A 13,601-nucleotide genomic window follows, 5' to 3' on the forward strand; every position below is an offset into this window, starting at 1 on the left:
CTCACTTTTTATTTATATTCCTTTAAGAAATCATGAAGATTCTTCAATGCTTTTAATAAAGCTTTTTCTTCTGCTTTATCCATTTCGTTTAAAATTCTCTTGACCATTTCTCTATGGAAGTGCTGATGAACACGAAAAAGTAATTTTCCTTTTTTGGTCAAACCTAACTTGACTACCCGACGATCATCTTCGCTTCTTATACGTTCAACATATCCCTTTTTCACGAGATTATTGATTGCAACTGTCAAAGTTCCTACAGTGATCGACAATTCTTTGGCAACTTCAGAAGAAGTTTTTTTCTTATACATCCCAATTGCTTCAATCGTGTGCATTTCAGTAATGGATAAGTCCTTAAATTGTGATTTTTTCAGCTCGGATTCTTCGATCGTCAAAATGTCATTAAAGACGCTGACAAGATAATCATTGACTGTTTCTAAATTAGGTTCCATTTGTGTACACCATCCATATACTTTGATTATCAAATCATTTGATGTTCAAACTATATCGCAAATAAAAAAATATTGCAAGTAAAATAGTAGATTTTTAATTTTTCTTAATCAAGAAATCAATTTTATCCACCCATTTTTATTAAAAAATGTATTCTTCAATTTAGTTCACATTGATATTTGACACTTTTTCATATGATTTATCATCATTTATTTTTAATTCGATCGTCAAACTATTTTTGATCATTAAATAAACAAACACATTTATTTGATTTAAACATTCTTATTCTAGTAACTCACAGTAGCTTATCTGCAGTTTTTGACATTATTTCTTTGTGAATTCTACGAAAATTAGATTGTTCTTCCCTGTCAAATAGTTGTAAAAAAATCCTGTGGCGTACAAAAATGTACGCCACAGGATTTTTGATTATTTTATTGATTTTGTTAAATTCAGACTGAACTTTTTAATTATTGAATTAAATCATAAATTTCCATCGCAACAATATCAATATTATCAAATTGATAACTTTGTTGTGAATCAGTTTCTGTTAACTCAAATGTTTCAGTTGATTTATCATAGTTTACGATGCATTTTTCTGCACCTTCACGTTCAAAACGACGAACTTGAATTTCGTTGTCTGTTGCTTCAGTCATCGCTTCAAGTCGCTTGATAATCGCCACAAGTTGTGAATGTTTCATAAATGGGCCTCCCTTTAAAAACTAGTTCTGTATCATTGTATCAAAACATTGTCATTCTTGCATGATTTTTCGTCATTTTTTTTAATTTTTTTGCTGTTCTTTAATTTTTGACGTTTGGTTGTTTTCCATCTGTCCACCAAAGTTTGATCAACGCTTGTGTCCCATCATCCTCAAAGCCTTTAGCAGCAAGCTTTTCGTATAGTTCTGCTGCTAGTTTAGTAGCGGGTAAAGTAAGGCCCATTTTCTCAGCTTCATCTAAGGCAATTTTTAAATCTTTGATAAAATGCTTTACAAAAAAACCAGGAGAATAGTTTTCTTTTAAAATTCTCGGACTATAGTTGCTTAATGACCAGTTTGCTGCGCTACCTCCAGATAGTGTCTCAATCACTTTATTTAAATCCAACCCCGATTTATCCGCATAAACGAGCATTTCCGTCATACCTGTCATTGTGCCTGCAATCATGATCTGATTCGCCATTTTAGTATGTTGCCCCTTACCAGACGAGCCGTGAAGTGTAACAGTTGTCCCAAAAGTTTTAAAAATTGGTAATACTTGATCATAAATTGTTTGATCACCACCAACCATGATCGTTAAGGTCCCATTTTTAGCGCCCAGATCCCCTCCAGAAACTGGAGCATCTAATGCTGCACCTCCAAGTTGATTCGCTTTTATAGCAATTTTTTGTGCTAATGTTGGGGTACTAGTAGTTAAATCAACAATTATCTTACCAGTAATCTTTGTTGAAAAAATCCCATTCTCTTCAAAATAGATTGACTCAACATCTTTAGGAAACCCGACCATCGTAAATATAATATCACTACTCGCAGTAATTTCAGCAGGAGAATCTTGCCAAATCGCTCCCTCTTTTACTAATTCAGCAGTCTTGCTTTTCGTCCTATTGTATACATTTACATTTAAACCTTGTTTCATCATGTTTCTGACGATTGCCTCACCCATGACACCAGTTCCAATAAATCCTATTTGTGGCATACCTATGTCCCTCCTAATCGTTTTTATAAAGAAAAACTTCTCTTCTTAGTATAAACCAAGAGGAGAAGTTTTGATATTTATTTTCTTAATGACGTAAATTTCACTTTAATTCGTTCAATAGATGCAGCGGCCTCTTTTTCTATATTTCGCTGTTCATAATAGTTGATCATATCTTCATAGAATTCAAGCATCACATTGCCAAATCGAGTTGCAGATATTTCATACAGCTTATCCTGTAAAATGGCTTCATCTGGTTTAATTCCAGCTTCAACATATTCAATAAATGTCTGTGCAAAATCCGCATCTGTTTTAAACGTTCGTCCCAAGCTCTCATGATCAAATAAATGATTTAAATAAGCATTTCCTTCAACTACACATGGAACACCAGAAGCCATCGCTTCAGTGTATGTCAATCCTTGCGTCTCAGAAGTTGAAGCACTGACGAAATAATCAGCAGCTTTGTAATAGATAGCAACCTGATCGTTAGGAACTTCGCCAATAAATTGGATTTTATCCCCAATACCTAGCTCTTCGCCTAGACAACGAAGTTTTTCGACATATGGACCATCGCCCACAATGACAAAACGTGCATTGGGGAAACGTTCAAAAATAGTTGGCAAGCCACAAACAACAGCTTGAATATTTTTCTCGTAAGAAATCCGACTTAAAGATAGTAACATGATATTATCCTCATTTAGGCCTAGTTCTTCACGAAGTTCTTGCTTCATTTGTGCTGTAATATCTGGTCTTTCAAATTTTTTAATATCAATTCCCGTTGGAATAATTCTCATTGGAGATGTTACACCATATTCTTTTAATTTATCGATCACTCGTTCACTTGGACAAACCACACCAGTAGTATGATTCGCAAAGAAGCGAGAAAAATATTTCACGTGTGTTGGACGTACTACTTTCCCTTTAGCAATATAATGTAGATAGTCTTCATACATTGTATGATATGTATGGATAACAGGTATTTTAAGTTTTTTTCCTACCATCTTACCTAGTAGACCAGCTCCAAATTCCGTATGAGTGTGGATCAAATCCAATTCTAGCTCTTTTGCTATTAAATAAGCATACCACATACCGCGTACAACAATTCGTCGATCTTTAAATGATACAAATGGAACGCTAGGCATTCGGATAACATCTTCTTCAAACTCTTTAGCATTTGGATCCGTCGTTGTAAAAATGTAAACTTCATGACCTTTTTGTTCCAATTCCTCTTTAAGTGTCTTGATCGATGTTGCAACCCCACTAACTTGAGGAAAATATGTATCTGTAAAGAAACCAAATTTCACTTTTTTTCACCTCCACTAATTCTAATTTTTCTGATGTATTTGTTCTTTATTTTGAATACTTTCATTTTTTAGTACTTTTTCATAAACATCTTTTAGCTCATGTCCAATGTGCTCAATGCTTTTCTCTTTTGCCACTTTATAGCCTGCTAGGCTTGTATCTGGTATCTTCTTTTCAACAAGCTCTTCAATCAAACGAGTAAATTCCTTATTATTTTTTCCCATGTAGCAATTCTCTTTATCTACGAGCCATCCTTGGTACACTGGAATATCTCTGACTAAAACTTGTTGTTTACTAGCTAAAGCTTCTAATATCACAATTCCTTCTGTTTCTTCATAGGAAGGAAAGAAAAACAAATCAGCAGCTGAGTATGCACCCTCAATAATATCTCCTTTAATATAACCTGGAAACTCAACATTTTCAGGATGCTCATCTTTTACTATTGTCCGGATCGCCTTAGGAATCGAATACATCGGTGTATGTCCAAACCAGATAAAACGATATTCAGGAAACTTTTCAGCTAATTCGACAAAATCAATAATTCCTTTTCGTTCAAAATATAAACCAACACAAATAATTACTTTTTGTTCTGGCTTGATATTAAAATACTCTCGAAACTTTTCTTCTTTATCTACAGAATGTTTAAATCTATCTAAGTCAATACCATTTGAAATAGAAACAATTGGTACAGTTATTCCGTATCCTTCTAATAAATCTTTCGAATATGGCGTAGGTGTAATCAAATAGTCTGCTTTTGAGTATAGACTTACCAGATATTTTTTTACTAGAGGAGAAATCTGATTGGATCCAATAAATGAGTTTCTAAAATCTTCCTCTGTTGAGTGGGCATGATAAATAACTTTTTTACCCATTTTTTTTGCTTTATTTACCATATTGTGACTGTTGATCCCATAGGTATTAATATGTAAAATATCATAATCAGTGCAATCTGAATCAAGTGTATACTCTATCCCCACTTCAGAGAGAGCTCGCTTCTGATGGTCTAACGCTCGTCCTATTCCAGACTTCGCTAATATTTTTTCACCTTCAAAATATAATAAAACCTTCACGTTGCCCCTCCTAACATCTTTAAACCATTATAACACAGGTTAAAGAGACCTCACTCAAACTAAAGTCCTAGTTCCATCAGCTTACAAGTATTATATCAAAAAACTGCATCAGAAAGCCATTATTCCACAAAATAGATGCTTCACATGACAAAACTGTTAGATGAAGATAATCAATTTTACTAGTTATTATCATTATTTCATCTTTTGATGTTTCTATCAAATAATAAAGTTTATTTTACTAATAAAAAATAAAAAAGAACGAAAACCTATTCAGTTTTCGTTCTTTTACTCCGGCAGTAGGACTCGAACCTACGACATCATGATTAACAGTCATGCGCTACTACCAACCTTAAGCCGTTATATTATCTTCATCGTTTGGCGTGTTACTTCGGTGCCTTGCGACAAGATATAATATAACAAGTTTTTCTTTATTGGTCAACCTTTTTTTTAAAGAAATATAAAAGATTTTTTTTCATTTCTTACTGTCATTCGCTATATTTTCGGCTTTAGAATAAAAAGACTATTAAATGTAGTCATTACTACTAAAATACTTCCTAATTACGATTGATTTGTTAATTCAAACAGAAATAGTTCGAATAGATTTCCATTTGAATCACTTGAACTTCCACTATTTGTAAAGCCATTTTTCTCATAAAACTGTTTTAGCTTTTGATTACTAGCTAAACAATCCAAGCGCAACTCTGATACTTCACCACTGAATTCCAGTTTTAATGCGCTAAGTAACTCTGTCCCATAAGATTTTCCTCTATATGCTGGACGAATGATCACACGATGTAAGTAACAAGCTTCCTTATTAAATCCAACAGTTTTCCACAGTAGTCTATCCCACTCTGTAGGATTTTTCCATGCAGCAACCATTCCAACTAAGTGATTCTTACTATTATAGAAGAAAAAAACTTCTCCTCTTGCTACTGCATCTGCTAATCCATGCTTATCTTCCCCTTGTAGAACGTCTGACCACTGATTACTTCTGATCGATTTAAGCCATTCAGCACTTTCTTTCAATAAAAGCATTGCAGTTTCAGTCTCTTCAATCGTTGCTTTTCTTAATTCCATAGTCGTACTCTCCTAATTAATAGTAAAAAAACAGAACAAAACTATAATTTCGTTTTGTTCCGTAACATTTGAATAAAAGGTAATTAGCAGTATACCCCTCTTATTTTTATGTATTTGCTTTCGTTTTAAAACATTGGTACTCCCTGAATATCATAAGAAGCTAATAAATTTTTTAATTCAGATGGTTTTTCCCACACGTATCTATTATCAATAGTAGGAACTACAAGATCTTCATTCATTTCAAATACAAATAAAGGCATATTTTCAGCATCTGTATGTGCATTTGTCAACTCGACCAAATTAATTGAAGTAACATCTAGTTGAACTTCTTCTTTGAAAACTTGCAACATACTCGCTAATCCTGTCATATCTTCAGAAACTTTTGTTGTAACAAACGCCATTGACTCACCCACTGGATGAACAAGAAACTTTTTCGAACCATCATTTAGGTTCAGCATAATAGTACCAGCGACTTTTTTGTTAGACAAAACATCCACCTCAATTAATTTTTGTTTTCAGAAACTAGGAAAATTGTACCATATTTTCTGAAAAAAAACAGAATTATTTCTCAAGCAAAGCATCCATTGCCTCATCAGTCCAGATAGGAAGCTCTTTCTCTAACGTTTCAAAGCCAATTTTTTTATTTTTATTGGTAAAATATTTTTTGCGGCGATGATTTGGCTGTTGTATTTGCTCTTCCAATGTTCTTAATGATAAACTAATTTTTTTTGAATATTCATCGATATCAATAACTTGAACTTGAACTTTTTGTCCAACTGTTAATAAACTATGAATATTTTTAGTATAGCCTGCTTGCACTTCTGAGACATGGATCAGCCCTTGAACTGTATCACTTAATGAAACAAAAGCCCCATAAGGTTGTAACCCTGTAATCGTCCCATCAAGAACCATTCCTATTTTGTATTCCATATTCATATCCTCTTTTCATTGTTCCCATCAAAATGTTGTACGCATCTAAAATGATATCATGTTCCAAGCAAAAGTGCATGAATTTATTTCTACTATTACATTATTGATTCTTTTTGTTCATATTTTATTGAAAGTCCATTATACTATAGTTAGGTTTTAATAAATGAACATGTTTTCAATAGAAAGGATGAATTGAATGGTAGAATTTGATACAGTTTATGATCGTCGTAATACAAATTGTTCTAAGTGGGACTCCATTAAAGAGACTTATGGAGAAGATGACTTGCTGCCTTTATGGATTGCCGATATGGATTTCAAAGCGAATCCACCTGTGCTAAAAGCATTGAAAGACACGGCCGAACAAGGGATTTTAGGTTACTCTCCTGCTCCTGATTCTTTATATGATGCCATTCAACATTGGCAAAAGCGTCACCATGATTATTCTGTTAGTAAAGAAGCAATTCTTTTCAACAGCGGTGTTGTTCCAAGTCTTTCTTTAGCTATTCAAGCTTATACTAAACCTGGTGATGCCATCTTGATTCACGATCCTGTGTATCCTCCATTTGCTAAAGTCGTTGAACAAAATGACCGTAAGCTGGTTCGTAGTCAGTTACTAACAGAACAAGGGCACTTTGTCATGGATCTTACAGAAATGGAAAAGCAAATCGTGGCTGAAAATATTCGCCTTTTTATTCTTTGTAACCCTCATAATCCAGGTGGACGCGTCTGGACTAAAAGTGAGCTGGAAGCTTTTGGTAAACTATGTGCCAAATATGATGTGCTTGTTATCAGCGATGAGATCCATCAAGACTTGATTTTTGCGCCACACGTGTTTACAACATTTTCAAATGTTCATCCGACATTTAAAGATTTCTCCATTACCTTAACTGCTGCAACAAAAACGTTTAATTTAGCTGGTATTAAAAACTCAATGATTTTTATTGAAAATCCTGATCTTCGAAAAAAATTCGTTGCCGCCCAAGAACGAAATTTCCAAAACGAGATTAATATTTTCGGTTATGTTGGGACAGAAGCTGCTTATCAAAATGGTGATCGTTGGTTATCAGAGTTGCTAGTTTATCTAAAAGAAAATATCGAAACTGTGAACGACTTTTTACAGGCAGAGCTTCCTACAGTCAAAATGATGCGCCCAGAAGGCACTTACTTAATATGGCTAGATTTTTCTGCCTACGGTTTGACTGATGCACAGCTGCAAAAACAACTGATTCATATCGGAAAAGTTGTGTTGAATCCAGGTATTTCTTTCGGTCCAAAAGGCACTCAACATATGCGTTTAAACGTTGCTTGTCCTAAGGAAACACTTTTTGAAGGTTTACGTAGAATCAAAGCTTCTTTTGAATAACGTAAAAAAGCCCAAGCCAAGACTAAGAGTTAGTTTTGGCTTGGGTTTTAGTTTTGACTGTTAAATGCTTACTCGCTGATTTCTACTTTATCAATAACGACATCGAATGTTGGACGATCTTGAGAGTCTCTTTGTACTCCGCCGATTTCATCGACAACATCCATGCCTTCAACAACATGGCCGAAAACAGTATGACGGAAATCTAACCAAGGTGTTCCACCTTTTTTATATGCTTCAATCACTTCTGTAGGGAAGCCAGCACCTTCTAATTGACCAAACATGTTAGCAGGTACATTTTGGTTGTTTACGATAAAAAATTGGCTGCCATTTGTATTTGGTCCAGCATTGGCCATTGATAGTGCACCACGTAAATTGAAGACATCTTTAGAAAACTCATCTTCAAATTTTTCACCATAAATACTTTCGCCGCCCATACCTGTTCCAGTAGGATCACCGCCTTGAATCATGAAATCAGGGATAACACGGTGGAAAATCACCCCATCATAGTACCCTTTTTTCGCAAGTTGAACAAAGTTTTCAACTGTTTTTGGTGCGTGCTCTGGGAAAAGTTGCACAGTAATATCTCCGCGGTTGGTTTTTATCACGGCTTTAGGGCCTTTAACATTTGCTAAATCTAATTGTGGAAATTCTGACATTGTTATTTCCTCCTCGTTAATTTTTACTTACTTATAATATCATAAACAACTTCACTTGAAAATTCCATTATCTTTGTTATTCTTTTAAGAGAACCTTTTATTCACAAACTTCTACTTGCTTTTTTCTGTTACAAGTGCTATTTTGTGAAAAACGATATACAACTATTTTTGGGTTCATTTTATATAAATGAGAGCTTTTTTATTATAGAAACGGGAGGAAATTCTGATGTCTGATTCAAAAAACATTTATGATCTAACCATCGTCGGCGCAGGTCCGGTTGGCCTTTTCGCCGCTTTTTATGCAGGAATTCGTAAAGCCAAAACCAAAATAATCGATAGTTTGCCCCAACTTGGCGGACAATTATCTACGCTTTACCCTGAAAAATATATTTATGATGTCCCTGGTTTTCCAGCAATCAAAGCCAGTGAGTTGATCAAAAATTTAGAAAAACAAATTGCTCCTTTTGCTCATGAGACTTGTTTAGAAGAAGAAGTGAGAAATCTGGTACAGGAAGATGGCTACTTACGCATCGAAACATCAAAAGGTATTCATTACTCCAAGGCTGTTATCTTCGCTATCGGAAATGGTTCATTTCAACCACGACGTTTAACGATTGATGGAGCAGCTGAACTTGAAGGAAATCATGTTCATTATTATGTAACGGATATGAATAAATTTTCAGGTAAGAAAGTCGCAATTGCAGGTGGTGGTGATTCCGCAATTGATTGGGCTTTAATGTTAGAGCCAATCGCAGAAAAAGTTTCCATTATCCATCGTCGTCCAGAATTTCGTGGACATGAACATAGCGTAGATAATTTAAAGAATTCTGAAGTTTCGATCTACACACCTTATGTCATTGATCAACTTTTAGTTGAAGATGACTCGTTTAAAGGAATCCAATTAAAAGAAACGAAAGCAGATAACTTTGAAAAACTTGATTTAGATTCTTTAATTATCAACTACGGTTTCACTTCATCATTAGGTCATTTAAAAGATTGGGGCTTAGATGTTAGCCGCAATGCAATCGAAGTCAACTCTGATATGTCGACAAATATCCCTGGTGTTTATGCCGTTGGTGATATTTGCAACTATGATGGAAAAGTCAAACTGATTGCAACTGGTTTTGGTGAAGCACCGACTGCTGTCAATAATGCATTGCACTTTATTAAACCAGATGCTAGAACGCAACCAATGCATAGTACTAGTTTGTTTGAAGGAAAAGAAGCGAAAATGCTTTAATAAAAAATGGAACTGGCTGTTAAAAAGTCAGTTCCATTTTTGTTACCCCATTTCTTCTTGCCAAAGTATAATGGCTTTTTTTGTATTCTCAACCAGTTCTTCTGGAGTAGTCCCGGTAATTCGCTCCCCTTCAAATAAAACAAAATATGTTTGGGCACAAAGAACGCATTCGTTCATACAAGAATAAGAGATCACATCCCCATTTTCTTCAATAAAAGGGTCACTTAACAACAACTCTGCTCCTTTAGCCAAATTTTGTTCACAACATTCTATTAGTGGATTCATTGATCTTCTCCTTGCAATTTTCTCTGTAGATAGTATACCATTGATGTATTCTAAGTTTAAAAATGAAGCATTGGAGGTTTTTACTTTGGTAATAAAAGGTGAAACATTAGAAAAAAAAGCACGATGAGCTATGCCGGAATAATTAGCGTGGCGACGTCCTACTCTCACAAAGGGAAACCCTTCACTACAATCGGCGCTAAGAAGCTTAACTTCTGTGTTCGGCATGGGAACAGGTGTATCCTTCTCGCTATCGCCACCACACTGGGTGTTGTTGCTATTAAGTTGAGTGATTATTCACTCAAAACTGGATTGAAGTAGGTAATCAAACATTCCGAAAATACTTTTTTATTTCGTTTCTTTGGTTAAGTCCTCGACCGATTAGTATTGGTCCGCTCCGTACATCACTGCACTTCCACTTCCAACCTATCTACCTGATCATCTCTCAGGGGTCTTACTTTCTTAAAGAAATGGGAAATCTCATCTTGAGGTGGGCTTCACACTTAGATGCTTTCAGCGTTTATCCCTTCCCTACATAGCTACCCAGCAATGCCCTTGGCAGAACAACTGGTACACCAGCGGTAAGTCCATCCCGGTCCTCTCGTACTAAGGACAGCTCCTCTCAAATTTCCAACGCCCGCGACGGATAGGGACCGAACTGTCTCACGACGTTCTGAACCCAGCTCGCGTGCCGCTTTAATGGGCGAACAGCCCAACCCTTGGGACCGACTACAGCCCCAGGATGCGACGAGCCGACATCGAGGTGCCAAACCTCCCCGTCGATGTGGACTCTTGGGGGAGATAAGCCTGTTATCCCCAGGGTAGCTTTTATCCGTTGAGCGATGGCCCTTCCATGCGGAACCACCGGATCACTAAGCCCGACTTTCGTCCCTGCTCGACTTGTAAGTCTCGCAGTCAAGCTCCCTTCTGCCTTTACACTCTGCGAATGATTTCCAACCATTCTGAGGGAACCTTTGGGCGCCTCCGTTACCTTTTAGGAGGCGACCGCCCCAGTCAAACTGCCCACCTGACACTGTCTCCCACCACGATAAGTGGTGCGGGTTAGAGGGTTCATAACACAAGGGTAGTATCCCACCAGCGCCTCCTCCGAAACTAGCGTTCCGGATTCATCGGCTCCTACCTATCCTGTACATGTGGTACAAACACTCAATATCAAGCTACAGTAAAGCTCCATGGGGTCTTTCCGTCCTGTCGCGGGTAACCTGCATCTTCACAGGTACTAAAATTTCACCGAGTCTCTCGTTGAGACAGTGCCCAAATCGTTACGCCTTTCGTGCGGGTCGGAACTTACCCGACAAGGAATTTCGCTACCTTAGGACCGTTATAGTTACGGCCGCCGTTTACTGGGGCTTCAATTCTGAGCTTCGCCGAAGCTAACCCATCCTCTTAACCTTCCAGCACCGGGCAGGCGTCAGCCCCTATACTTCATCTTTCGATTTTGCAGAGACCTGTGTTTTTGATAAACAGTCGCTTGGGCCTATTCACTGCGGCTGACCGAAGTCAGCACCCCTTCTCCCGAAGTTACGGGGTCATTTTGCCGAGTTCCTTAACGAGAGTTCGCTCGCTCACCTTAGGATACTCTCCTCGACTACCTGTGTCGGTTTACGGTACGGGCAGTTGTTTTCTCACTAGAAGCTTTTCTTGACAGTGTGACATCAGGAACTTCGGTACTATTATTTCCCTCCCCATCACAGCTTGTCCGTACAGAGTAAAGCATTTGACTCTACTCAAGACTTACTGCTTGGACATGCACTTCCAGTCGCATGCATTCCTTAGCCTCCTGCGTCCCTCCATTGCTCAAACAAAAACAACTGGTACAGGAATATCAACCTGTTGTCCATCGCCTACGCCTATCGGCCTCGGCTTAGGTCCCGACTAACCCTGGGCGGACGAGCCTTCCCCAGGAAACCTTAGTCATACGGTGGACGGGATTCTCACCCGTCTTTCGCTACTCATACCGGCATTCTCACTTCTAAGCGCTCCAGCCGTCCTCACGATCGACCTTCAACGCCCTTAGAACGCTCTCCTACCATTACACCAGAGGTGTAATCCACAGCTTCGGTAAACTATTTAGCCCCGGTACATTTTCGGCGCAGGGTCACTCGACTAGTGAGCTATTACGCACTCTTTAAATGGTGGCTGCTTCTGAGCCAACATCCTAGTTGTCTGTGCAACCCCACATCCTTTTCCACTTAATAGTTATTTTGGGACCTTAGCTGGTGGTCTGGGCTGTTTCCCTTTCGACTACGGATCTTATCACTCGCAGTCTGACTCCCGGATATAAATGAATGGCATTCGGAGTTTATCTGAATTCGGTAACCCGAGATGGGCCCCTAGTCCAAACAGTGCTCTACCTCCATCATTCTTAATTCCGAGGCTAGCCCTAAAGCTATTTCGGAGAGAACCAGCTATCTCCAAGTTCGTTTGGAATTTCTCCGCTACCCACAGCTCATCCCCGCACTTTTCAACGTACGTGGGTTCGGTCCTCCAGTGCGTTTTACCACACCTTCAACCTGGCCATGGGTAGATCACATGGTTTCGGGTCTACGACTACATACTCATTCGCCCTATTCAGACTCGCTTTCGCTGCGGCTCCGGCTCTTCACCTTAACCTCGCATGCAATCGTAACTCGCCGGTTCATTCTACAAAAGGCACGCCATCACCCATTAACGGGCTTTGACTTGTTGTAGGCACACGGTTTCAGGATCTATTTCACTCCCCTTCCGGGGTGCTTTTCACCTTTCCCTCACGGTACTGGTTCACTATCGGTCATTAGGGAGTATTTAGCCTTGCGGGATGGTCCCCGCGGATTCCGACGGAATTTCTCGTGTTCCGCCGTACTCAGGATCCTCCTAGGTGTTGCCAACATTTCGTCTACGGGGCTATTACCCACTTTGGCGAACCTTTCCAGGTTCTTCGACTATCTTGACAGACTACCACAACGGAGTCCTACAACCCCAACAAGCAAGCTTGTTGGTTTGGGCTCTTCCCGTTTCGCTCGCCGCTACTCAGGGAATCGAATTTTCTTTCTCTTCCTGCAGGTACTAAGATGTTTCAGTTCTCTGCGTCTACCTCTATCCAGCTATGTATTCACTGAATAGTAACATCCTATAAAAGATGCTGGGTTTCCCCATTCGGAAATCTCTGGATCATAGCTCACTTACAGCTCCCCAAAGCATATCGGTGTTAGTCCCGTCCTTCATCGGCTCCTAATGCCAAGGCATCCACCGTGCGCCCTTATTCACTTAACCTTACGATCTTGCGATCGGTTTTGTTTGGTTCGTTTCTCTAGCGATAGAGGCGTGACCAATAAAATAAGCATTCGAACTATTTTAATTAAAAAACTCATTCAACGCGGTGTTCTCGGTTTGTTTTGATTACTTTTTTACTTCAATATCCAGTTTTCAATGAACAATACTTAGTAACCCATTGGTTACTAATGGAGCCTAGCGGGATCGAACCGCTGACCTCCTGCGTGCAAAGCAGGCGCTCTCCCAGCTGAGCTAAGGCCCCTTAATACTTATTT

Annotated in this window: 12 protein-coding genes, 2 tRNA genes and 2 rRNA genes; 2 read left to right on the forward strand and 14 right to left on the reverse strand. The window is 38.3% G+C overall.

Going from position 1 to position 13,601, the window contains the following annotated elements:
* Positions 1–8: 8 nt before the first annotated feature.
* The 9 genes from fabT to ATZ35_RS01405 form a co-directional block, all read right to left on the reverse strand.
* On the reverse strand, positions 9–449 hold the full coding sequence (fabT, locus tag ATZ35_RS01365; protein WP_086278657.1) for a fatty acid biosynthesis transcriptional regulator FabT: 441 nt from the start codon (positions 447–449) through the stop codon (positions 9–11).
* Positions 450–914: 465 nt separating this feature from the next.
* Positions 915–1,145, reverse strand: coding sequence for a YkuJ family protein (locus ATZ35_RS01370; protein WP_010773374.1), 231 nt, complete (start codon positions 1,143–1,145; stop codon positions 915–917).
* Between the two features lie 100 nt (positions 1,146–1,245).
* Positions 1,246–2,136 (reverse strand): NAD(P)-dependent oxidoreductase, encoded by an 891-nt coding sequence (locus tag ATZ35_RS01375; RefSeq protein ID WP_208928805.1) that lies wholly within the window; start codon positions 2,134–2,136, stop codon positions 1,246–1,248.
* Between the two features lie 77 nt (positions 2,137–2,213).
* Positions 2,214–3,437: a glycosyltransferase family 4 protein gene (locus tag ATZ35_RS01380; RefSeq protein ID WP_208928808.1), complete on the reverse strand. Its 1,224-nt coding sequence runs from the start codon at positions 3,435–3,437 to the stop codon at positions 2,214–2,216.
* A 21-nt stretch (positions 3,438–3,458) separates the two neighbouring features.
* The gene (locus ATZ35_RS01385) at positions 3,459–4,505 is read right to left on the reverse strand and encodes an LTA glycolipid anchor biosynthesis glycosyltransferase, IagA/BgsA family (protein ID WP_208928811.1); all 1,047 of its coding nucleotides are present in this window, start codon (positions 4,503–4,505) and stop codon (positions 3,459–3,461) included.
* Between the two features lie 291 nt (positions 4,506–4,796).
* Positions 4,797–4,864, reverse strand: a tRNA-Ser gene (locus tag ATZ35_RS01390).
* Between the two features lie 199 nt (positions 4,865–5,063).
* Positions 5,064–5,582 carry a GNAT family N-acetyltransferase gene (locus ATZ35_RS01395; RefSeq protein ID WP_208928814.1) on the reverse strand — a complete coding sequence of 173 codons (519 nt, stop codon included), beginning with the start codon at positions 5,580–5,582 and terminating at the stop codon, positions 5,064–5,066.
* Between the two features lie 125 nt (positions 5,583–5,707).
* Positions 5,708–6,079 (reverse strand): hypothetical protein, encoded by a 372-nt coding sequence (locus tag ATZ35_RS01400; protein ID WP_176271402.1) that lies wholly within the window; start codon positions 6,077–6,079, stop codon positions 5,708–5,710.
* 64 nt (positions 6,080–6,143) lie between these two features.
* Positions 6,144–6,512, reverse strand: coding sequence for a CvfD/Ygs/GSP13 family RNA-binding post-transcriptional regulator (locus tag ATZ35_RS01405; protein ID WP_208928817.1), 369 nt, complete (start codon positions 6,510–6,512; stop codon positions 6,144–6,146).
* A 196-nt stretch (positions 6,513–6,708) separates the two neighbouring features.
* Here ATZ35_RS01405 and ATZ35_RS01410 point away from each other — a divergent pair, with 196 nt between their 5' ends.
* A complete protein-coding gene (locus ATZ35_RS01410; protein WP_208928832.1) occupies positions 6,709–7,875 on the forward strand; it encodes a MalY/PatB family protein in 1,167 nt (388 codons plus the stop codon).
* 68 nt (positions 7,876–7,943) lie between these two features.
* Here ATZ35_RS01410 and ATZ35_RS01415 read toward each other — a convergent pair whose 3' ends face one another.
* A complete protein-coding gene (locus ATZ35_RS01415; protein WP_086278649.1) occupies positions 7,944–8,531 on the reverse strand; it encodes a peptidylprolyl isomerase in 588 nt (195 codons plus the stop codon).
* A gap of 226 nt (positions 8,532–8,757) precedes the next feature.
* Here ATZ35_RS01415 and ATZ35_RS01420 point away from each other — a divergent pair, with 226 nt between their 5' ends.
* On the forward strand, positions 8,758–9,771 hold the full coding sequence (locus tag ATZ35_RS01420; protein ID WP_208928834.1) for an NAD(P)/FAD-dependent oxidoreductase: 1,014 nt from the start codon (positions 8,758–8,760) through the stop codon (positions 9,769–9,771).
* 42 nt (positions 9,772–9,813) lie between these two features.
* On the opposite strand, the gene ATZ35_RS01425 is transcribed toward ATZ35_RS01420, so the two are convergent.
* From ATZ35_RS01425 to ATZ35_RS01440, 4 genes are all read right to left on the reverse strand, one after another.
* Positions 9,814–10,056, reverse strand: coding sequence for a DUF1450 domain-containing protein (locus ATZ35_RS01425; protein WP_208928836.1), 243 nt, complete (start codon positions 10,054–10,056; stop codon positions 9,814–9,816).
* Between the two features lie 145 nt (positions 10,057–10,201).
* A 5S ribosomal RNA gene (rrf, locus tag ATZ35_RS01430) occupies positions 10,202–10,317 on the reverse strand.
* A 97-nt stretch (positions 10,318–10,414) separates the two neighbouring features.
* A 23S ribosomal RNA gene (locus ATZ35_RS01435) occupies positions 10,415–13,326 on the reverse strand.
* A 189-nt stretch (positions 13,327–13,515) separates the two neighbouring features.
* Positions 13,516–13,588, reverse strand: a tRNA-Ala gene (locus ATZ35_RS01440).
* Positions 13,589–13,601: the final 13 nt, after the last annotated feature.

It is taken from the genome of Enterococcus rotai (genome assembly GCF_001465345.1).
Lineage (GTDB): Bacteria > Bacillota > Bacilli > Lactobacillales > Enterococcaceae > Enterococcus_L > Enterococcus_L rotai.

Coding starts and splice junctions, on each gene's coding strand:
- ATZ35_RS01375 (WP_208928805.1), bottom strand. CDS start 2,136: ATGCCACAAATAGGATTTATTGGAACTGGTGTCATGGGTGAGGCAATC.
- ATZ35_RS01420 (WP_208928834.1), top strand. CDS start 8,758: ATGTCTGATTCAAAAAACATTTATGATCTAACCATCGTCGGCGCAGGT.
- ATZ35_RS01425 (WP_208928836.1), bottom strand. CDS start 10,056: ATGAATCCACTAATAGAATGTTGTGAACAAAATTTGGCTAAAGGAGCA.
- ATZ35_RS01415 (WP_086278649.1), bottom strand. CDS start 8,531: ATGTCAGAATTTCCACAATTAGATTTAGCAAATGTTAAAGGCCCTAAA.
- ATZ35_RS01395 (WP_208928814.1), bottom strand. CDS start 5,582: ATGGAATTAAGAAAAGCAACGATTGAAGAGACTGAAACTGCAATGCTT.
- fabT (WP_086278657.1), bottom strand. CDS start 449: ATGGAACCTAATTTAGAAACAGTCAATGATTATCTTGTCAGCGTCTTT.
- ATZ35_RS01405 (WP_208928817.1), bottom strand. CDS start 6,512: ATGGAATACAAAATAGGAATGGTTCTTGATGGGACGATTACAGGGTTA.
- ATZ35_RS01370 (WP_010773374.1), bottom strand. CDS start 1,145: ATGAAACATTCACAACTTGTGGCGATTATCAAGCGACTTGAAGCGATG.
- ATZ35_RS01410 (WP_208928832.1), top strand. CDS start 6,709: ATGGTAGAATTTGATACAGTTTATGATCGTCGTAATACAAATTGTTCT.